Source organism: Streptomyces sp. CB02959, from assembly GCF_002803155.1.
In the GTDB taxonomy this organism is placed as follows: Bacteria; Actinomycetota; Actinomycetes; order Streptomycetales; family Streptomycetaceae; genus Streptomyces.
Window position 1 is genome coordinate 1 of record NZ_NNBP01000062.1, and the last position, 18,919, is coordinate 18,919.

Annotated in this window: 21 protein-coding genes; 13 read left to right on the top strand and 8 right to left on the bottom strand. The window is 68.4% G+C overall.

All coding sequences use genetic code 11. The features are described from left to right. Positions 1–78 precede the first annotated feature (78 nt). Positions 79–1,692, bottom strand: a complete 1,614-nt coding sequence (locus tag CG747_RS50575; protein ID WP_374701906.1) for a sigma-70 family RNA polymerase sigma factor — start codon at positions 1,690–1,692, stop codon at positions 79–81. A 660-nt stretch (positions 1,693–2,352) separates the two neighbouring features. Between CG747_RS50575 and CG747_RS45905 the strand changes: the two genes are divergently transcribed. Then, the gene (locus CG747_RS45905) at positions 2,353–3,336 is read left to right on the top strand and encodes a C1 family peptidase (RefSeq protein ID WP_100607817.1); all 984 of its coding nucleotides are present in this window, start codon (positions 2,353–2,355) and stop codon (positions 3,334–3,336) included. Between the two features lie 90 nt (positions 3,337–3,426). Here CG747_RS45905 and CG747_RS45910 read toward each other — a convergent pair whose 3' ends face one another. The 3 genes from CG747_RS45910 to CG747_RS45920 all read right to left on the bottom strand — a co-directional run bounded on the left by CG747_RS45910 (position 3,427) and on the right by CG747_RS45920 (position 4,589). Continuing rightward, the gene (locus CG747_RS45910) at positions 3,427–3,651 is read right to left on the bottom strand and encodes a hypothetical protein (RefSeq protein ID WP_100607818.1); all 225 of its coding nucleotides are present in this window, start codon (positions 3,649–3,651) and stop codon (positions 3,427–3,429) included. A gap of 36 nt (positions 3,652–3,687) precedes the next feature. Continuing rightward, positions 3,688–4,095: an ATP-binding protein gene (locus tag CG747_RS51255; RefSeq protein ID WP_374701904.1), complete on the bottom strand. Its 408-nt coding sequence runs from the start codon at positions 4,093–4,095 to the stop codon at positions 3,688–3,690. Between the two features lie 128 nt (positions 4,096–4,223). Next, positions 4,224–4,589 carry a hypothetical protein gene (locus CG747_RS45920; protein WP_146022298.1) on the bottom strand — a complete coding sequence of 122 codons (366 nt, stop codon included), beginning with the start codon at positions 4,587–4,589 and terminating at the stop codon, positions 4,224–4,226. A 530-nt stretch (positions 4,590–5,119) separates the two neighbouring features. Here CG747_RS45920 and CG747_RS45925 point away from each other — a divergent pair. From CG747_RS45925 to CG747_RS45950, 6 genes are all read left to right on the top strand, one after another. After that, a complete protein-coding gene (locus tag CG747_RS45925; RefSeq protein WP_100607820.1) occupies positions 5,120–5,947 on the top strand; it encodes a hypothetical protein in 828 nt (275 codons plus the stop codon). A 62-nt stretch (positions 5,948–6,009) separates the two neighbouring features. Further along, complete coding sequence (locus CG747_RS45930; protein ID WP_100607821.1) at positions 6,010–7,119, top strand: hypothetical protein; 1,110 nt, start codon at positions 6,010–6,012, stop codon at positions 7,117–7,119. 220 nt (positions 7,120–7,339) lie between these two features. After that, positions 7,340–7,597 carry a hypothetical protein gene (locus tag CG747_RS45935; protein ID WP_308303865.1) on the top strand — a complete coding sequence of 86 codons (258 nt, stop codon included), beginning with the start codon at positions 7,340–7,342 and terminating at the stop codon, positions 7,595–7,597. Positions 7,598–7,797: 200 nt separating this feature from the next. Further along, on the top strand, positions 7,798–8,346 hold the full coding sequence (locus tag CG747_RS51260; protein WP_374701905.1) for a winged helix-turn-helix domain-containing protein: 549 nt from the start codon (positions 7,798–7,800) through the stop codon (positions 8,344–8,346). Positions 8,347–8,591: 245 nt separating this feature from the next. Continuing rightward, positions 8,592–9,134 carry a carbonic anhydrase gene (locus CG747_RS45945; RefSeq protein ID WP_100607822.1) on the top strand — a complete coding sequence of 181 codons (543 nt, stop codon included), beginning with the start codon at positions 8,592–8,594 and terminating at the stop codon, positions 9,132–9,134. Between the two features lie 680 nt (positions 9,135–9,814). After that, positions 9,815–10,219, top strand: coding sequence for a hypothetical protein (locus CG747_RS45950; protein ID WP_180986029.1), 405 nt, complete (start codon positions 9,815–9,817; stop codon positions 10,217–10,219). Between the two features lie 72 nt (positions 10,220–10,291). Here the strand turns inward: CG747_RS45950 and CG747_RS45955 are convergent, their stop codons facing one another. The 4 genes from CG747_RS45955 to CG747_RS45970 all read right to left on the bottom strand — a co-directional run bounded on the left by CG747_RS45955 (position 10,292) and on the right by CG747_RS45970 (position 12,344). Beyond that, positions 10,292–10,747, bottom strand: coding sequence for a phage tail protein (locus CG747_RS45955; protein WP_100607823.1), 456 nt, complete (start codon positions 10,745–10,747; stop codon positions 10,292–10,294). Between the two features lie 163 nt (positions 10,748–10,910). Further along, positions 10,911–11,120 carry a cold-shock protein gene (locus tag CG747_RS45960; protein ID WP_039628554.1) on the bottom strand — a complete coding sequence of 70 codons (210 nt, stop codon included), beginning with the start codon at positions 11,118–11,120 and terminating at the stop codon, positions 10,911–10,913. Positions 11,121–11,155: 35 nt separating this feature from the next. Further along, positions 11,156–11,560 (bottom strand): hypothetical protein, encoded by a 405-nt coding sequence (locus tag CG747_RS45965; protein WP_100607824.1) that lies wholly within the window; start codon positions 11,558–11,560, stop codon positions 11,156–11,158. Positions 11,561–11,675: 115 nt separating this feature from the next. Continuing rightward, the gene (locus tag CG747_RS45970; RefSeq protein WP_257981219.1) at positions 11,676–12,344 is read right to left on the bottom strand and encodes a nuclear transport factor 2 family protein; all 669 of its coding nucleotides are present in this window, start codon (positions 12,342–12,344) and stop codon (positions 11,676–11,678) included. On the opposite strand from CG747_RS45970, the gene CG747_RS45975 reads away from it, so the two are divergent. From CG747_RS45975 to CG747_RS46000, 6 genes are all read left to right on the top strand, one after another. Then, entirely contained in the window at positions 12,243–13,076 is an 834-nt protein-coding gene (locus CG747_RS45975) for an alpha/beta fold hydrolase (protein WP_100607826.1), read from the top strand. The two genes, CG747_RS45970 and CG747_RS45975, sit on opposite strands and share 102 nt — an antisense overlap. A 317-nt stretch (positions 13,077–13,393) precedes the next feature. After that, entirely contained in the window at positions 13,394–14,110 is a 717-nt protein-coding gene (locus CG747_RS45980; RefSeq protein ID WP_100607827.1) for a GntR family transcriptional regulator, read from the top strand. A 130-nt stretch (positions 14,111–14,240) separates the two neighbouring features. Beyond that, positions 14,241–14,990, top strand: a complete 750-nt coding sequence (locus CG747_RS45985) for a nucleotidyltransferase family protein (RefSeq protein ID WP_100607828.1) — start codon at positions 14,241–14,243, stop codon at positions 14,988–14,990. A 12-nt stretch (positions 14,991–15,002) separates the two neighbouring features. Continuing rightward, entirely contained in the window at positions 15,003–15,869 is an 867-nt protein-coding gene (locus tag CG747_RS45990; protein ID WP_100607829.1) for a TIGR03620 family F420-dependent LLM class oxidoreductase, read from the top strand. 216 nt (positions 15,870–16,085) lie between these two features. Next, positions 16,086–17,324 (top strand): folylpolyglutamate synthase/dihydrofolate synthase family protein, encoded by a 1,239-nt coding sequence (locus CG747_RS45995; RefSeq protein ID WP_100607830.1) that lies wholly within the window; start codon positions 16,086–16,088, stop codon positions 17,322–17,324. Between the two features lie 380 nt (positions 17,325–17,704). After that, the gene (locus CG747_RS46000) at positions 17,705–18,184 is read left to right on the top strand and encodes a peptide deformylase (protein ID WP_180986030.1); all 480 of its coding nucleotides are present in this window, start codon (positions 17,705–17,707) and stop codon (positions 18,182–18,184) included. Positions 18,185–18,919 lie beyond the last annotated feature (735 nt).

Below are 18,919 nucleotides of genomic sequence, written 5' to 3' on the forward strand. Positions count from 1 at the left end.
AGGGTTGGAACTTTTCAGATGTCAGTCTCCCAACCAGTCATGCCACAACTAAGCAGCGACGCGCCACTAGCTTGATCTTTAACCTTTGCGGCGGGGTCGTGGGGTTGTTGATTTCTTCGTTCGTCGTTTGGTTGTGTCTGTTTTGCGGACTGTGTGGACGTCGTGGCGGGGTGTGGGGTGGGTGTTCTTGCGGCCGGGTGGTCTGCCTGGGCCGGGTCGGGAGGCTTTCGGTGCTTCGGCTGGGCAGAGGGTCTTCGGGCGGAGGTGCCTGAAGTCGCGGCGGACTCGGGCAGGGGTGAGACGGTCGGACGGATTTGGTTTCTCCCACGGTCGCCGCAGGTCGGCCGCCAGCGGCCGGGCCAGGCGTAGTTGGGTGTATGCGGCCAGGATGAGCCAGGTCCATCGGTCGGCGGTTTCGGGGGTGCGGATCTTGGGGCGGGTCCAGCCGAGGGTCTGCTTGAACAGCCGAAAGGTGTGCTCGATGTCGAAGCGTCGCAGGAAGACCTGCCAGAGCAGGTCGACCTGAGTGGGGGTGGCGTCGGTGCCCGACCACCACAGCCACACCGGTTTCGGGATGGCGCCGCTGGGCAGGTGCTCGACCCGCAGATGGATCACGGTTCCCTCGATGAGTGGGAGGGTTCCCAGTTCGGCGACCCAGGGATGGGCCGCATGCCGTCCCGCCGTCTGGGGCGTGGTGCTGGCGTGTCCGCCACGTGCACCGGTCGGCTGGGCCGCTGGCTCGAACGCCGCCGCACTGTGGCCGGCCTGAGTCGCGGACCAGGCGACAGCGGCACTCGGCGGTACCAGGGCGATGCCGACGAAGAGGCGCTGCGCCGGTATCAGTCCGTTGCGCCGCCCCGAGCAGGCCCTGCAGTCGCGGACGTGTCGGGATATGCGCTTGCGCCACAGTGCGGAGGGGACCCCGTCCCACCGAGCCACGACGGGCTCCAGCCGCGGACAACGGGACGTTGCCGACAGCGCGCGCACCACCACCCGGGCGGTTTCCAGCTGCGCCTTCATCCGCTGCACCCGCACCGCGACGAATCGCGCGGGCAGCTTCAGGGCGGCGGCCACCTCGGAGCGGGTCAACTCACCCGCGGCCTCCAGCCACCACAACGACAGCAAGGCCCGATCGTCCTCGTCCAGCCACCGGGTCGCCTCGGCGACCTCTTGGCGCTGACCGGAAAGACCCAGCTGGATGATGGTCAGATCGACGAAATCCGCACCAGGATCGGCCAGTTCGGTCACCTCGTCCACACCGGTACCGGTGGCCGATGCCTGTTTACTGCGCCAGTGCCGGCGTATCTCGTTCATCGTCACCGACACCAGCCACGAGCGGAACCGATGCGGTTTACGCAGGCCGGCCATGCCGTCCAGGACGCGCAGCATGGTCTCCTGCACGACGTCATCGGCGTCCGCATGACCGTGGAGCGCACGTCCGACGATGTTGTAGACCAGCGGCAGATATGCGGCCACAAGCTCGTCCTGCGCTTGCTGGTCACCTGCCTGTGCGGCCGCGACGACCGCGGCTTCACGTTCCGGTGTCATGTCCGTCCTCGCTCTCTGTCGCACTCGCGTCTGCATGCCTTCGATACCTGGGAGACCCTGGCGGGCCAGGTCAGATAACAGAAACCCAGGATTTTTTTCCGGGGTTCTCTGGGCCCATCGACGACTCCCTTCATTCCGGAACATCAGGTGCACATCGACGACGATGTAAGCACATTTGGGTTGTCCGTCGGATATTGCCCGTGTCATCGGAGATAGCGGCGCCAGGTAATGGAGTTCACAGCGCGGCGAGTTCGTGGACGCAGCAATCCCGTGCCCTCGCATCCCCTTGTGTGGGGTGCCGGCGCGGCCTACCGCGCTCCGTCGCGCACCGGAGCCTGCGGCGAAACCTGCTGTGACCTGTGCCGTTGCGGACCCGCCCAGGAGATATCCGGAGGTGCGGAACGGCGACGGCGTGGTTTCCGTAAGGCCGTGGCGTCGCGCGCCGGACGGGGTCCCTTATGTCCTCTCCCTCGACGACGGGTTTGTGATTGCTGTCACTTGGGACTTGCTTCGAGACGCGTTGCTCGGCTAATTTCTGCTGCCCATTGGACATGCCTTCGAAAGCGTCCAGTTCACGAGAGATGTGGCAGCCCTCAATTCTTTGAGCGGCGCCCCGGACTTCTCTCTCATTTCCCGGCTCCATGCGCGAACCGTTCGCCTCGTCGAACGGCCGGATCGCGTACGCCGAGCTCCAAGGCACCCACGCACGCCGGGACATCCGTCCCGGCCATCTCGCCCAGGGCTCAGGAAGTGCTGCTTCGCAGCGGCCTTTGTCAGGGCCCTGGCAGTCCCAGGAGGACATCCATGAGTCGTGCTTCCCACAAGTGGAAGACCATCAGCGGCAAGTCGCGCACTGCCATCGCGCTTGCCACGGCGGGAGCGATAGGGGCCGTCACCGTCGGGGTCTCCTCGGCGAGCACCGACGTACCTCATCGCGACCCAGCCCCCGTCCAGGCACCGCAGGCAGGTCACGGCAAGCTGCCGCATGGTCTCGGTGCCCTGCCCTCCCGGTCGACGTGGCGCGATTCCGTGCTGCGCCATTCGGTTGAGTCCCGGCTGGTGTCCGCCGCCCCCCATGTGGTGGGCGCAGGCACATCGCAGGAGAAGGTCGGCGCAACCCCTCCCGCCAGCGTCGACCTGACCAAGTACGCCCCCACGCCCGGCAATCAGGGCCAGGTCGGCTCCTGTGCCGCGTGGGCCATCGACTACACGGCCTACACCATCCTGGAGAGGGAGCAGAAGATCTCCGCCTACCCCGGGGCGCCCATGTACACCTACGCCCAGATCTCCAAGGGGCACGACGGGGGCAGCGCGCCGCAGCAGCACTTCAAGATAGCCATGTCGCAGGGCATCGACTCCAGGCCCCACTACTGGCAGGGGGACTTCGACTACACCACCCAGCCGACCGCGAGCGAGAAAGCCAACGCCGCGCACTGGAAGCTGTCCGGCTACACCCCACTGCACACCGGCGCTCAGATCAAGACCGACGTGAAAGCCGCGCTGGCCAAGGGCGAGCCGGTCGCCATCTCGATCCGCGTCTACAACAGCTTCTTCAACCTCAACTCCCAGAAGGCCGCCTCCTACACGTACTACCCGGCCTCCGGTGAGCAGTACGCGGGCGGCCACGGGGTCACCATCGTCGGCTACAACAGCAAGGGCGTGCGGGTCGAGAACTCCTGGGGCCCCAACTGGGGCGACCACGGATTCGTCAACCTGTCCTGGAAGTACCTGGCCAGCAACCAGGTAATGGAGGCCAACGCCGTCGGCAAGCTCATCCACAAGCCGTAACACCCCCAACAGGGCCGACGAGCCCTGACCGGCCGTGCCGTTCGGACCGACCTGCCAGGGTCGCGCCGAACGGCACGACCCCGCCGGGACTCAGAACGGGTAGTCGGCGTGCCGGGTGGCAACGGTCATCCAGCGGGTGTGGGAGAACGCCTTGATGCCCCAGCGGCCGCCGAAACTGCCGTAGCCGGAGGACTTCGTGCCGCCGAACGGTGCCTGCGGTTTGCCAACCCTGCCAGTTCCGCCGGTTCGGCCTTGGCTCCCGACGTGATGACCCGTCAGGGCTCGATCGTCGCCCTGATCCGTCACCGCGTTCATCAGTGTCCCCCTTGATCGAGGGTTCTCCTGATGGTTTCACGATGCTCCTGAGGTGGTCTGGATGCAGGCTGCGAGGGGTGCGTCAGTGAGGTGGGGAAGCGAGATGCGGATCTTCAGGCCGCCGTCGGGATTCGGGTGGGCGGTTACTGAACCGCTGTGTGCCTGCGCGATGGAGGAGACGATGGACAGGCCGAGTCCGGCGCCTTGGGCGGAGCCGGACCGGAGGGCTCCCCGGTGCCGGGAATCCCGGCCGCCCCCACGAGTAGGACCGCGTATTCGCTGGTCACGGCACTGGAGCGGACACACCGGCCCTGGTGGACTCACGACACGCGTCTGGCGGGCCCGCCTTCGTGCCCTGTTCGATAGGGCCAGCGCGGACGCCGACGAGGAGAAGGGATGAGCCCGGGGGCTCCCCGCCGGTCGAGTCGGCGGGGAGCCCTTCACTCAGGGAGCGCAGGTCATCCCAGGGTGGTCAGCTCAGCCGCGGCCGTCGCACGCCTTGCAGTCGCCGCTGCCCCGGCAGAGTCAGCCGAGGGTCTCGCGCTGTCCGGCGAGCTGCTCCTTGGCCCTCGTCAGGTCCTCGTACGTCGCGGCGTGCACCGTCGCCAGGCGGCTGAGCGCCATTCGGTGTCGGCTCGCTTCATCGCGCTGGCCGCGAACTCCAGCAGTACCTCCACCGTCATGTGGCTCTTCCAGTGCCGCAGTTCCGCCTCGTTGAACATCTCCGGCTCGCCCGCCATCGCCAGGTCGACCAGGCGCTGCCGCGCCCGCCACTCCCGCTGCTTGCGCCACCAGCCCAAATTCGTCCGGGTCAGATACCGGACCTTGCGGATCAGGCCCTCCATGGCCCGGATCTGCGTCTCCTGCTCGGGTGTCCATCCCGGCCGAGGTGACTCGGGCAGCGCGCTGATGGCCTCTGCAACGGCCTGTTGGGTCACCTCACCTCGGTTCCGTCGGCTGCGTCGTCGTCGCGCAGGAGCTCCACGGCCTTCCTGAGCGAGCTTCCGCCGCCTGTGCGTCGTCGTGTTCGGACACGGTCATCCCTTCTCTCCGGACGCGCAGCATGCCCGGCAGGCAGCGCCCGGGGCAATCAGGCGACTGGACTGGGTGGGACGGCGTTTTGCTGCGGGCCCGTGTCGCCTGGGGTGACTGCCGCACGCCGGGAACCGGATGACGTCCGTTGGCTGGCGGGAGCAGGCGACCGGGATGAGGAACAAGCCGACCATGCCCAGCCCGCGGCGGGCCGGCCGATCCGAGGAGTGAAGTGCGGGAAGCGGGGCATCATCTGAGTTCAGATCGGACGGCGGCTCGGGGGTAACGGGTGGCGGCACGATTACCGGCTGGTGAGGGAGAAGGCGGCACTTCAGGCGCGGGCGCCGTCGGCCGTCCGGACACCGAGCCGGTCCTGGGGGACGGCGGTGAGTTGCCCGCGTCGAATAGGACCGGCGGCACAGGCGACGCTCCCCCGGTGGCCGGTGATGCCTCGGCCCCCGCACCGGATGACGACGAGGCAGCACCCGCGGCGGTTGGCGCAGGCAGGGCGGGGTGGCTGCGCACCATCCCCGGGCTGGCGGCCTCCACCATCGTCACCACCCTGGCGGCGGCCGCCGCCACAGCCGTGTTCACCGGAGCGGTGCACCTGTGGCCCGCCTCGTCGAAGGTCTTCCTGTCCGCGGAAACCGACCCCATGCGTCTCGATGCCGAAGGGGATCTCATCCAGCTCGTGCCTGCCGCGCGGTTCGACGGCACTGAACCGCGGGAAGGGTGCGCGGGCTTCTGGAACTGGGCGCGAGCCCGGGACGGCGTGGACGAGGGCCGGACGACCATGCAGCTGACGGTGACCAACAGCGGTTCGAACACCGTGCTGATCACCGGCATACGGGCCGAGGTGGTCTCCCGCCGACCCGTCTCCCACGTCGTCGTGACCGAGTGCACTACCCAGGGCGAGGCGAAGGTGCACTCAGTGAACATCGATCTCGACAAGCCACAGCCCCGCGGCTTCTACGACAAGGCGGGCAAGAGCGTGCCACCCGACTTCACCGTGCCCGCAGGAGACCTGGAGACCTTCCTGGTCACGGCCCAGATCACGCACGGTGCGGCGCAGTGGAAACTCGCGGTCGACCTGGTGGAGGACGGCCACAAGCGCACCGTCGTCATGCAGGACGACGAAAAGCTGTTCACCACGATGACCCGCCCCACCGATGCGACCGTCTGGGAGCTGAACCCCCACAGCGGGCATTGGTTCAGGCCCGACGGGAGCGGTGCCGCGACAGGACAGCCGAGCGGGACGTCATGAAGGCGCGGACCCCTCGGCGTCCGACGGGCGGACGAGCGCTCGCCGCTGTCCTGGCCACGGCAGTGGCAGCGGGAGTACTCCTGTCCCTCATCGTGCTCCGGCCCGGCCAGGACGGCTCCGGCTCTGCCAGCCCCACCCAGCAGGTGACCGCGCCCCATCTGCACGCGCTGCCCGGGACGATGGCAGGGGAACCGGTCACCACGGCCGCGGCCGGCATCGGCAGCGTGGCGTACGGGACGTTGAACGGCGACGTCTACCTCTCGTCCGGGCACTCCGAACCACGGCGGCTCACGGGCCTCAAGGGCCGCGTGGTGAAGCTCGCCTTCGCCCCCGGCGGCCGGTGGCTCGCGGCCGCCAGCGTGAACGAGCTCGCCGTCATGGACACGGCCCACCCCTCCGCTCCCGTCGTCCAGCGCCCTGTCCGGACCTCCATCGCCCTGGGCGCCGGCCTGGTCAGGCCGAACCAGCTCGCCATCGACCGCACCGGCCGCCTGGTCGCCCTCCAGACGGACTCGGTCGGCGTCTACGACGTGCACGGCAACGGCTCACCGCACTGGCTGGACGACACCCCCGCGTGCGAGGCCGGCGCCCGCGACCTGGCCTTCGTCGGCAGCGAGCTGATCACCGCGCTCGACTCCTGTGCGATCATCTGGAACGCCGCCACGCTACGCATGGAACGGCAGGTGCAATTCCCAGGCACGGGCATCTCCCTGGTCGGCCACGACCGCATCCTCTACGGCTCGTTCACCCACGCGCTGCTGCTGGACTACCGTCGCACCAGCCCGCTGCCCAGTGCCGCCGCCGCTCCCGGGCAGCCGCACCCGGTGCTCAGCGGCATCATCGCCGACAAGACCATCAGCACCTGGCACAGCCCGATCCAGCCGGTCGCTGACGACGGCCGTATAGCGGCGGTCCTACAGGGCACGCGGCTCTTCTTCTGGGAGCCCACCGCCCACCGAATCCTGGCCGTCGTCCCCCTGCCCTTCCCCGCCTTCTGCCCAAACACAACGAAGCCTAGGCTGCCTGCGGCGTTCACCACGTCCTTCTCCCCAGACCACAAAAGGGTGCTGATCTCGGGTTACTGCCCGCCGCCGAACATGGACGGGGACACCGACGAGGGCCAGCGTCGTGCGACCTACCGGCACTGGGAAGTCGACTATCCATCGCGGTGAGGGAGCGTGTCCGGCACCCTGCAGGTGCGCGGCGCTCACCAGGGGCAACGCTCCGGGCCCACCAGCGCCTCGGAACCCCCGTTGGCCCGACCATGGCACCACGAGTGACCTGCCTACCGCGCGCATCGCCGGCGCACGCTCCCGGTGCAAGGACGCGTGTCCTACGTTCCCTTGGAGATCGGCCGCCCACTGTCCACAGGCGAACACACTCATGGGCGGCATGGACGACACCACCCAGACGCCGGCCCCGCACCCCGGCAAGATCCGCGCCGCGCTCGCGCGGGCCGAACGCGCCGTGTTCACCCGTCCCGCGCCGAAATCCGCGAGAGCCCAGATGAAATTCCTTCACACGCGCCCCAAGGGCTCCACGAAGGCCCTAGCCGAGCGCCTGAGCATCTCCCGCAGCACAGTGCACGCACCACTACCCTCACCGGCGCCTCCACAAAGCCCCACAAGCGCCTCCAAGAGGCTCTACTGAGCATGTAGTTGTGTTGTCGTGGCTGCTGACAGGTCGTGATCATCGCGGTATGCCTCAGCTATGGGGTATCCGCAGGGCGGTGGTCTGACCGACGAACGGCGTGCATTTCGCGAGCGCATCCGCATGGAAGCCTCGGACCATCGGCCTTGCGGTCCCGAGGATCGCCGGGTCGGGCGAAGCTGAGCCAGACCCTGTTCACTGTGCTGGAACAGGAGTTGGCCAAGGGACCTGTCGCCCATGGCTGGCCGGACCAGACCTGGACCCTGCAGCGGATCAAGACCCTCATCGGCCGACGGTTCCACAAGAGCATCACACTCTCCGGCATCGCCCAGATGCTGCGGCGGCACGGGTGGAGCCACCAGGTCCCCGCCCGCCGCGCGACCGAACGCGACGAGCTGGAGCTCCCGGGACGTGTGCGCGGCGGTGGCGGCGTGCTGTTGGGGGCCGTGGCCGAGGCCGCCTCCGACCAACCAGCCGCCCCCGCAGCCCGCGTTCATCGTGCGGCAGCCTCTGGCGGCTCTCCAGGCGCCCGTGGGCGGCCTGCCGCACCTCGACCTGCCGCCAGCAGGGGCGGTGGTGGCTCACGCGGTCGCCTGGGGCGGTCCTGCCGGTGGCCCTGTGGTCGCCCACCCCGCGCCGACCTCGCCACCGACCGTCGCCCCAGCCTCCGATCCGGCACCGACCGCGGACCCGAGCCATCCCCCAACATGAGGAACGATGAAGCATGCGCTCGGATGGCTGGCACCTGAGCGAGGACGTTGAGGTTTCCTCGCCCGAGCCGGAGGATTCCTGCGCTCACGTCCCGCCCTTGCCGGGCGAGCCCGCCTGGCCTGTGATCCCCTCGTGGCCGATGGTGGTGCCTAGGACGGCTTGCTGCCGCCCGCCTGTGGCTCATGGCCGATCAGGCCGGCTTGAGCATCGCGGACATGGGCGCCGTGTATGCGGTGCCGGTCTCACAGTCCCAGGCTGTCACCGCTTCCCCAAAGGACCAGCCATGTCGAACTTCACCCCGTACCTGGAGCGCAACCGGGCTTTCGCGGCCTCCGGTGCCCAGGCCGACGTCCCCCAGATCCCGTTCGTCCCCTTCAAGCAGCTGTACCTGATCACCTGCATCGATCCACGCGTGGAGCCCGCGGCCGTGCTGGGCGCCCGGCTCGGAGAAGCGATCGTCGCACGCAACATCGGCGGCCGCGTGACGCCGGCGATCATCAAGGACCTCGCCTGGATCGTGCACCTGCATGAGAACAAGACCCCCGACGCGGACTGGTTCGAGATCGCCGTCATCCACCACACCGACTGCGGCACGAGACTCCTCGCAGACGACGAGCTGCGCGCCGGCTACGCCGCCCGCGGCGGCTGGGACGAACAGACCTCCTTGGAGATGGCCGTCCTGGAGCCGTCCAAGACGGTTCAGCAGGACATCGCCAAGCTACGCTCGGCACCCGAGCTCGCATCGGCCATCAGCAACATCAAGACCGGCGGCTACGCCTACGACCTCGGAACCGGGAAGATCACCACCATCGTGCAGCCCGGCTGAGCAAGACCGGGACCGCCACGGCTGACCCGTCTGTCCGTGCTGAAGCAAGACGCCTACCAGCGCATGGCCGTCCTGCGCGACACGGGGCGCGATGCACCGCGCCTGCCACGGACATGGAGCACGTCGTCCCGGGTGCCGACCATGACCCCGCGACCCTTCAAGCACGCTGCCGTTGGCACCATGCGCGGAAGTCCAGTGCGAAGGGCACGGCCGCTCGGCGGCATGCCCGCACACTGAGCGAGGCCGCCGCACGTCGCGCCCGTGGTCGACCGCCAGGCCGGCCGGTGTACGCCGAGCCGCGCGGTGACCGAGGCCGGCGCGATCGGCGCCGCGCGCACCTGGACCCTCAACATGGCTGCACGAGCTGCGATGTGTCGGGTTGGTGTCTGTGGGTTGAGGTCAGTGGCTTCGTGTCAGTGGCGGCAGGCCAGACCGGGAGGTTTTCGCTGGTCGGGTGTTGAGGAAGGGCGAGGTCACTGCCATGGGGCGGTATCTGTAGCGGGCGTGGCTGTCATGGGGCGGTACGCCCCGCCCGGTGCTGCTGTCTTGGCAACGGCACTTCTGATCCTTCCGAGGGTTGCGTGGCAGCACGGTGGTCGGTGTCGGTTTTGCGCGGGCGGCAGGGTGTGGGGTGGGGGAGTCGGGCGCCGGGGTTGAGGTCGCGGCGGGGGTGAGGGTGTGTGGCGGCGCTGCACCGGAACCTGAAGGAGGCCGAGGGCGAGGTGCCCTCTTTGGCGTCGTTGCACCGGGTGGTGCGCCGGGATTTGGAGGCCGGCAGGGTCCTGCCGGACCGAGCGGTGGTGCGGCGGGAGCGGGAGCAGAACAGCACGCGGCAGGCACTGGCTGACCTCGCCCTGGCCGGGCCGCATGAGAGCGGCGTGGCGAAGTCGGCTGTGCCACGGCTGCAGCGCCCCGCGCCGGCGCCGACCGGGGGCTTGCCGGCGAGGGAGAGCGGTGCGCTGGCCGGTGTGACGCTGCCGGCAGGCGCGCAGATGGTGCGGACACCGTTGGGGCCGGCGGTGCCGCTCCCGGGCGTACCGCCGACGTGCTGCCCGACTGGCCAGGAGAGCCGTAGCGTGATGTAGAGCCGTTGCGGATCCCATGGAGATACCGGTGGTACGACGCCCCTACGTCATGCTCACCCGAGCACAGGGCTGTCAGTGGAACATGACGGTGAGCCGGTCGGCGGCCAGGACCACCTCTTCGACGCTCCCCGCACCGCTCGAACCGTCGAGGTTCTGGCCGGACAGCTTCAACGGGAAGGCATTGGTGATGTTCCAGGTGACGAGCTTGGTGGCACCGGACTCGTCAGTGAGGGAGATCGTGCAGTCCTTCTTGTCGACCTTGTTCTCGCTGACCGAGTACAGCCAGGCGAACAGGGGGCTGTCCTTCGGGATGGTGCCGCGGCGCAGGGTGATGCCGAGGGCCTGCCGCTGACCGGGCATCTGGACGACTTGGCCGGTGCCGTCCTTGTACTCGATGGTCTCAATGCCGACTTCCAGCCCGGATACCGAGGAGAAGGCACCGTCGGTCTTACCGTCGCCGTCGATGTCGAGGACGAACCGGTAGGTCGGGATGGGGTAGTCCGCGTTGACGTACTCGGTGGTTGCCATGCCGTGCTCCTGCCAATGAGAAGAAGAAGGCACGCACACGATCCCGAACCGTCGGGGGCATGCACGGGGAATGCCGAAAGACCACCACGACGGGTAATCGGGCCGCGTTGCGGATGGCCCGCTTGTGGTCCACGCTCCGGGCCGGACGGGGCGCCACGGGTGACTACTGTTCGAGGACGACGACGTTCTCAGCCTGTGGCCCCTTCGCTCCTTGCACCAGGTCGTATTCGACTCTGTCGTTGTCCATGAGGGACTTGAACCCGTGCGACTGAATCGCGGAGAAGTGCACGAAGACGTCTGGTCCGCCATCGTCCTGGGCGATGAATCCAAATCCCTTGTCCGCGTTGAACCACTTCACGGTTCCTGTAGCCATTGCATTTCCTTCACGCTCAGTGTCCACTGCTCGACCTATGTTCCCCCGGCCGTGCCGCGACGAACCCTGTGGTCTCTTGGGGTGAACTGATGGTGGGCCGACCAGACTTCGAACTGAGAGTCGTCGTCTCCCGCCTCGTTGTCCTTCGCCGTCCTGCTGCCCTCGTCGCCGTGCTCGGTGTCGGGCTCCGCGTCCAGCTCATCCGGTCCGCTGGCGCTCCGCGCGCCGCGCCCACAGCTGTTCGCCGCGGCCCACGCCGCAGCTTGTCCGCTGCTCGGCGCTCGGCGTCTGGGCGGTCGGCGGGGGTCGTGGCGCGGCTGTCCGGTGAACTCGGCGACGAACGCCTCGGTCACCTTCTTCTCCGCCCGCGCGTTGATGCAGTGCACGGCGGAGTTCAGCTTCTCAAGATCCCTCAGCCGAGACCTGTCCCACCTGTCCACAACCTCCTCGGACAGAACACCGAGTCCGTCTCCGGCGGGTCCTGCACCGTCACGGGGCGCCGCCCCCCGTGACGGTGTCCACGGTGGCCCGGACGCTTCGTGTCAGGCGTTTCGTTCAGGATGTCTGGAAGGCGCGGGCCAGGGCGAGGCTGTCCTCGAACGTGATGTAGCGGGCGATCTTCCCGCCCTCGACCTTGAGGTGGAAGGCGAACGGCGAGTCGAAGACCTTCCCGGTGGCTTTGACGATCTGGCGCATGTGCCCGATCACCACCGCATCCGCCCCGTCCACGACGATCCGGTTCACCGTGAACTCCTCCGACTCCAGATGGTCCGAGAGCGTCGCGAAGAACTCGACCGCTTCGGCGCGCGTGCGGCGCGGACCCACCCATGGGACGACCTCCGCGCCGTAGATGTCCCAATCGATCTCCTCGGCGATCAGCTCGCCCAGCGCCTCGATCTCGCGGGCGGCCACGTGGCGGTAGAACTCTGGTCCTCGCCGCCCTTGCTCGGCCGGAGCTCGGCGCGTTCTACCTCGCCCCCGCGCCCGCCGACCGCCGCCCCGCACCGATGCGATCTGAGATCTCAGCTTGCCATATAGGGATCTCAGATGCCTTAATGCTGACAGTGAGCCGCTGTCCCATACCCGAAAAATCTCCGTATGTGACCAGCAAGGAGCTGAGTGATGACGATCTTCGAACCGATCACGGGCCGCTATGTCGCGGTCAACGGTGCACGCACCTACTTCGACGAGGCCGGCGAAGGCGTTCCGATCGTGTGCATTCACCCGGGGGCCACGGACTCTCGGATCTACCGGCACCTCCTGCCGTTGCTCGCTGAACGCGGATATCGCGCGATCGCGCCCGATCTTCCCGGGCACTGCCGTTCCTACCCGGCGCAGTGGCGGCCGGGGAATTCCATTCACGACCACGCCGAGTTCGTGCACGCATTCATGCGCACGGTGCTCCCTGGAATCTCGCCCTTTGTGCTCGGCGCCTCCGTCGGAGGCCTGACGGCACTGGATCTTGCCGCTCACCACGGAGAGAGCTATCGAGGTGTCGTCGCGATGCAAGCAGCGTCGTGGACACCGCTGTCGGCCGAGGCTGCCGCGTTGCTGGCAGGTCGGACAAGCGCGCCCGATGCCGGCTGGACGGATCACCTGGAGTATGCGGCGGTGACCTCGGCAAGCAAGAAGCTGACAGCCGAGCAGGAAACCGAGCTGAGGTGGCTTCAGCGCAGCACCTCCCAGCAGGCCGGTCAGTTCGACGGTCAGGCGTGGGCTTCCCACGATCTGCGCGGCCGACTCGGCGATGTGCGGTGCCCGGTCCTGCTCGTGCAGGGCACCGACGATTTCTTCGTGCAGGATGAGCTGGTCGATGACACGGTCGCCGAGATGGGCTCGGCGGCGCAGCTGCTGAGGGTGCCTCACATCGGGCATTACCCGCCGCTTGAGAATCCGGAGTGGGTTGCACAGGTCGCAGACACTTTTGTGCAGCAGCTGACGGCAACGGCGGACTGACCGTTTGCCCTGGCCCCTGTTTCGCCATTCTCAGGCCGACGGGTTCGATTGCGCCCCCGCGAGGTCGGCGAGGAAAATGCCGACAGAGGGGCCAGGCAAGACCGGACAGTGGCGGCAATGGCCACGCCATGTGCAGCCGGCAGCCGGCCGCGAAGACGATCGCGGCCGGCGTCTCGCGGGCCACCTTTACGGCGTCGGCCGCCACCTGCGGCACATGATCTCCCCAGGCGGAACCACCTGCCGGATCCAGCCCTGCACCCACCACCACTGAGATCCAAGAGCTTCTAGCTGGGATATCAAATCCCTAGGATGGGCACGTGAAGTATCTGCCCGCCATCCTCAGCACGGACCACCCCGACCTGAGCGCCACCGAGCGCGCATATCTCGCGATCAAGCGGCGGATCATCGAGCTTGACCTGGCGCCCGGCGCCCATGTCACCAAGACGGATCTGACGCGGTTGACCGACGCCGGCACCATGCCGGTGAGAGAGGCTCTGACCCGGCTGCAGCGCGATGGGCTGGTCGATGTGCTCCCCCGCTCGGGATACCGGATCCTGCCCGTGACCTTGAAGGGGGCACGCGATCTGTGCGCCTTCCGCCGGCTTCTGGAGACGGAGACCGCTGCCCTGGCGGCAGAGCGCGGCTGCCCGCAGGACGATCTCGACCGTATGGAAGAACTGCTCGGCCAGTCCTACGAGCTACGCGATACAGAGAGCATCGAGGCATTCCTCCGCGCCACTCTGGAGTTCGATGCGATCATCGCCGACAACTGCGGCAACGACAGGCTGGCCCGGTCGGTCATCCAGGTCTTCGACGAGCTGGAACGAGTTCTGCGGATCACCTTGGGATCGCTTCCGTTCTCGGCATCAGCCGCGCATCAACGACGCGCGGTCTGGGAAGCGGTGCGCGACCGCGATCCGGTCGCGGCCCGAGCTGCCATGGACAACCGCACGCGAACCTCCCAGCAGCAGATCATCGACGCGCTCACAGCCAGCCCGTCGATCGCCGAGGCCAGCATCACCATCTCCCGATGAGACGTCTCCGCTGACTGCGGATCCCCTTTGCAGAGTTTCCCCGCAGGACACTTCGGCGTTTTCGAGATCGGATCGGGGCGCGGGGACATGGTGGTCCAGGAGGAACGGGCGCGGCGTACGCTACGTGACCATGTCGCGACTTACGGACGGTGCGAGCGGCGAACATACCGACCGCGGCGCAGTGCGTCAGGCGGTCATCCTGGCCGGCGGCTCCGGCAGTCGGTTACGGCCACTGACGCGGACCCGGCCAAAAGCGATGGTCGAAGTGCACGGCACTCCGATCCTGCGCCATCAACTCGACTGGCTCGCCGAGTCGGGCGTGGAACAGGTCGTCGTCTCCACGGGGCACCTGGCGCCGGTGATCGGCGACTACCTCGCCTCCCACCAACTGCCGCTGCGGACGGATGTGGTGGCCGAGGAACGGCCCCTGGGCCGGGGTGGCGGGCTCAAGTTCGCATCCGCCGCCCTGGACTGGCTTGACGAGCCGTGGCTGGCGCTGTACGGGGACATCTGGACGCGGTTCTCGCTCACGGGGATGTTCGCTCACCACCGGCGTCACGCCGCGCTGGCCACGGTCGCCCTGCCTCGCCCCTGGCTGCCCAGGGGCAGCGTCGACTGTGACGAGCGGGGCCGAGTGACCACGCTCGTCTCACACGTGCCACCGCCGTTACGGGTCAATGGCGGCGTCTACGTCTTCGACCCGCGCGTTGTGGAACTGCTGCCCGACGAGGGCGACCACGAAGAGGTCACCCTTCCTCGGCTGATACAGGCACGGCAGCTGATCGGCTATCTGGTGGACGGCCCGTGGCGGGCCATCAACACACCACGTGATCTGGACGACATCGAACGCGAACTCGCGCCGGCCACGGATGACGTGTAGAAGAGGATCGCCATGCTGCTCGGACGGATCGGTGTATGGAGTGTGGGATTGACCCACGGGGACCGCGCCGAGGCGAGGGAGGTCGCGGCGGAGCTGGAGGCACTCGGCTACGGCACGCTGTGGTTGGGCGGCATCCCCGGCGACAACCCGCAGGCGGATCTCGCTGCGGCAGCCGAAGTACTGGCGGCGACCAGACGGACGGTGGTAGCGACCGCCTGCCTCTCCATCTGGACACACACCCCGGACCAGCTCGCCGCAGCCTACAGGGCACTGCCCGCCGCCGACCGCGCCCGACTGGTCACGGGCCTGGCGGTGAGCCACGCCCCGTTCGCCGAACACTACCGGCAGCCGCTGACCGCCATGCGCCGCTATCTCGACGCTCTGGACGCCATCGGCGCCGGACCGCCGCCCTCCGCACGGCTCATCGGCGCACACCGCCCGCGGATGACACAGCTGGCCGCCGCCCGGACCGCCGGCACCCAGCCCTATCTCGTAGACACCTACTACACCGCGCGGGCCCGTGCGCTGCTGGGTGTGGGCCCGCTGCTGGCCCCGGTGCAGACCGTGGTCCCGCTCACCGACCCGATCGCGGCCCGGGCAGCGGCCCGCACCGTGCTCGCGCCCTATCTGACACTGCCCAACCTCACCCGAACCTGGCTCGACTCAGGCTTCACCGAGGCCGATCTCCAGCACGGCGGCAGCGACCGCCTCGTCGACAGGCTCGTCGCCTGGGGGGACACCGAGCGGATCGCCACCCACGTCACCAGCCATCTGCAGGCTGGTGCCGACCACGTCGCCGTCCACGTTGTCGCCGAGTACCCCCGAGCCTTCCCACGCGCCGCTTGGCGCGACCTGGCCTCACTTCTTCCGACCGCCTGACGATGCTGCCGGCTGCGGGCGTGCCGTGGGTACGGGCATCGTTCATGGTGGTCCTTGCGGCGGATCCTCCCTGCCTGCGGCAGGAGAGGGGCGGCCCCGCGCGTTTCTCCTACACACCAAACTTCTGGCGAGGTGGCACAGTTGGCGACTGAGGAAGACCTGGCCTGTCAAGAGATCATCGGTCGGTACCAGTTCAACGGGGCAGGCGCCGGTGCGATGCCCCGGCTTCTCCAAGCCCTCGGTGACCCGGGACGCCACCTGCGGGGCATGACCGTCACCGGCACGAACGGGAAGGGATCGACCTGCGCGTTCGCCGTCTCAGCGTTGGCCGCGGCCGGACTGCGGACCGGAAGCATGCCCAGCCCGCACCTCCAGCGCGTCACCGAACGCATCCGCATCAACGGGGCGCCCGCCTCTCCCACCGCATGTCACCGTGCTTTCCAAAAGGTCGATGAAGCCCTCAGGAGTACGGGGCTCGTGGTCAATGCAGGAGCGGTCCATGCCGCCGCAGCCGCAGTCCATTTCGCCCTCTCGGAAGTGGACTTGGCCGTCTTGGAAGCGAACATCGGCGGCCGACGCACCGCGGTCAACTACTTCGACACCGGAGTAAAGGTCATCACCGGAGTGGGACTGGACCACCAGCATCTGCTGGGAAACACCCTGGGCGAGATCGCACGCAACAAGGCAGGCATCGTTCGGGACGGCGACCACGTCGTGCTCGGCGAGATGCCCGAGGAGGCGGCACAGGCCGTAGAAGACGCCCTCAGCCACCACACAGGGGTGACCGTCTGGCGCCTCCACCAGGAAGTCCACTGCCGGCCACGCACAGACCGCGACGGGCGTACCGTGCTGGAAGTAGCCACACCGCTTGGCGTCCACCGGGACTTGACCTGTCCGCTCCGTGGAGAACACCAGCACCACAATCTGGCACTTGCCGTGGCCGGCATCGACGCACTGACCGAACGAGGATCGATCCGCGCTATCCCGGAGGAGGCGCTGCGCAGCGGCCTTGCCGCGACCCGCTGGCCCGGCCGCCTCGAACTGCTGGCACCGGCTCACCTCGATTCCTGGACCGGCCGCCTGCTGCTCGATATCGCAGCCAACCACCAGGGTGCAGCCACCGTGGCCCCGGAAATCCTGCGGCAGTCCCGCGCCGCTGAGCGCACCGCCCTCGTCTTCGGCACCCTCCAGTACAAGAACGTGGCAACCATGCTTGAGCCACTGCCGGCGGACTGGCCGGTGGTACTGACCCGGGTCGGACACCCCAACGAAGCGGCCCCGATCGCGATGCGCACCGCCCTGGCGTCACGCCGAGAACTGCATGTACGGCAGGAAACTGCCGACGCCGTCCGCCACGCCACCGAACTTGTCGGGACCGGCGGCCTCGTCACCGTTCTGGGAACCCCCCTCCTGATCGGCCGGGTCCGTGAACTGTTCCAGCTCCCGCCCGGCTGACCGACCCAGTGGGCGGTTCCGAGGTCGGCCAGGCGCTCGCGCCGGCTGTCGCCCAGTTCCTCCCGCCCCTGCCGCTGCGCGTGCAGCCAGGCCCCGTCGCTCGGGCACGGCTGGTGCGGCCTGTGCTACCGCGTCACCGTGAGACCACAGCCGGCCGCTGGGGCCGGGCCGGGGTGGTCCACTGTTCGGCTGCCGCGGGGGCGTCTGGCCGCGGCCCCGGCGCTGAACGGGCATCACCCGGAAGACCAGGGCCCAGCAGTTGTCCGGGCACAGGTGCCCGCCGGTCAGGTCCTCTCCCTGCCTTCGCCCGGCTCGCCCGCGTGCAGCACGCTGTTCGCCGCCATGGAGCGGATCGGACAGGTCCCCCCTTCGCCAAGGGCATGGGCATCGCGGCCCCGCGGATCGGCATCGCACGCGCCGCCGCCGTCGTCCACTCGCGCGGCAACACCCCCGCCATCATCCTGCTCAACCCGCAGATCACCACCCGCACCGACGAGCTGGACGAGCAGTACGAGGGCTGCCTGAGCTTCCGCTGTGTCCGCCGCTTCGTCCTTCGCGTGATGCTCACGGAGATGCTCCCTTTGTATACCGACGCCCGCGCGGCGAGCCGGATCAGCGCCGCCTACGTCCTGGAGGCGCTGTACAACGAGAACATCGACGCACGGGCGCGCGACGACATCTCCCAAGGGCGCGTCGTATTCGAGCAGTTGATTCGCCAGGCGATTGCCGACGGGCGCATCAGCCCCGCGACCCGGTGGCCGAGACCGATCCGCTCCTCGCGCTCACCGGCTTCACCACCCTCATCGAGTTGGACGTGGTCGAGCCTCAGGACGCGCTCACCGCAATCGATCAGCACCTGAACACGCTGTTCACCATGAACGATCGCAGCACGGGGCACGATGAGGACCGCATCGCTGTGCAGCGGCTGCAACGGTCAGGAAGGGAAGAAGCCGCTCAGCCTGTACTCCGCCTACCGGTACCGACCTCCGGCCGTTCTGCTCCGGTGGGCCATCCCCTACAGCGACCCGCGCAGAGAAGGCGCCCAGCCACTGCCGTGGATCGTCGCAACATTCGGTGAACGCCCCCGCGAACCTCGCGCGGCCGCCGAATACCTCGCCCGCGTCGCCGAGAGCGCCTTACGGCCTCACACGGAATAACCCGTTCTCTCAAGCCGTCGAACCTGTCGCCTGCTCTTTGTTGCCGCTGCTGTCGGCGTCATCGCTGGGGCCCCGGTCGGGAGCGCGCAGCCGCTCGGGGTAGCGGCGGCGCTGTTCGGGAGCGGGTGGCAATAGCGACGCCACTCCTGGCCGGCCCAGGGACGCCGCGGTGCCGCATGCGCTCCGCCTCTGTGCCGCTGTCGTGCGGCCGGCCTGGAGCTGTACTGGCATGACGGCCGGCGTGCGGGACGAGTACGAGGAGCACACCGACGCCGGGCCTTACGTCCCCGAACGGGGCCCGCCCTTGCTCGGCCGCCGTCGAGCACATGCTCCTGGTGCTCGTCGCCAGAGCGTCCGTGGGATGGTCGTCGGCCCCGGCTCGGGGCGACCCGTCCGAAGTTCCGTGCTACGGCCGGGCCTAGAAGGCTCATGAAGATC

Coding starts and splice junctions, on each gene's coding strand:
- CG747_RS50575 (WP_374701906.1), bottom strand. CDS start 1,692: ATGTTCCGGAATGAAGGGAGTCGTCGATGGGCCCAGAGAACCCCGGAA.
- CG747_RS45905 (WP_100607817.1), top strand. CDS start 2,353: ATGAGTCGTGCTTCCCACAAGTGGAAGACCATCAGCGGCAAGTCGCGC.
- CG747_RS45910 (WP_100607818.1), bottom strand. CDS start 3,651: ATGAACGCGGTGACGGATCAGGGCGACGATCGAGCCCTGACGGGTCAT.
- CG747_RS45935 (WP_308303865.1), top strand. CDS start 7,340: ATGGACGACACCACCCAGACGCCGGCCCCGCACCCCGGCAAGATCCGC.
- CG747_RS45945 (WP_100607822.1), top strand. CDS start 8,592: ATGTCGAACTTCACCCCGTACCTGGAGCGCAACCGGGCTTTCGCGGCC.
- CG747_RS45955 (WP_100607823.1), bottom strand. CDS start 10,747: ATGGCAACCACCGAGTACGTCAACGCGGACTACCCCATCCCGACCTAC.
- CG747_RS45960 (WP_039628554.1), bottom strand. CDS start 11,120: ATGGCTACAGGAACCGTGAAGTGGTTCAACGCGGACAAGGGATTTGGA.
- CG747_RS45975 (WP_100607826.1), top strand. CDS start 12,243: ATGACGATCTTCGAACCGATCACGGGCCGCTATGTCGCGGTCAACGGT.
- CG747_RS45985 (WP_100607828.1), top strand. CDS start 14,241: ATGTCGCGACTTACGGACGGTGCGAGCGGCGAACATACCGACCGCGGC.
- CG747_RS45990 (WP_100607829.1), top strand. CDS start 15,003: ATGCTGCTCGGACGGATCGGTGTATGGAGTGTGGGATTGACCCACGGG.
- CG747_RS45995 (WP_100607830.1), top strand. CDS start 16,086: ATGCCCCGGCTTCTCCAAGCCCTCGGTGACCCGGGACGCCACCTGCGG.
- CG747_RS46000 (WP_180986030.1), top strand. CDS start 17,705: ATGGGCATCGCGGCCCCGCGGATCGGCATCGCACGCGCCGCCGCCGTC.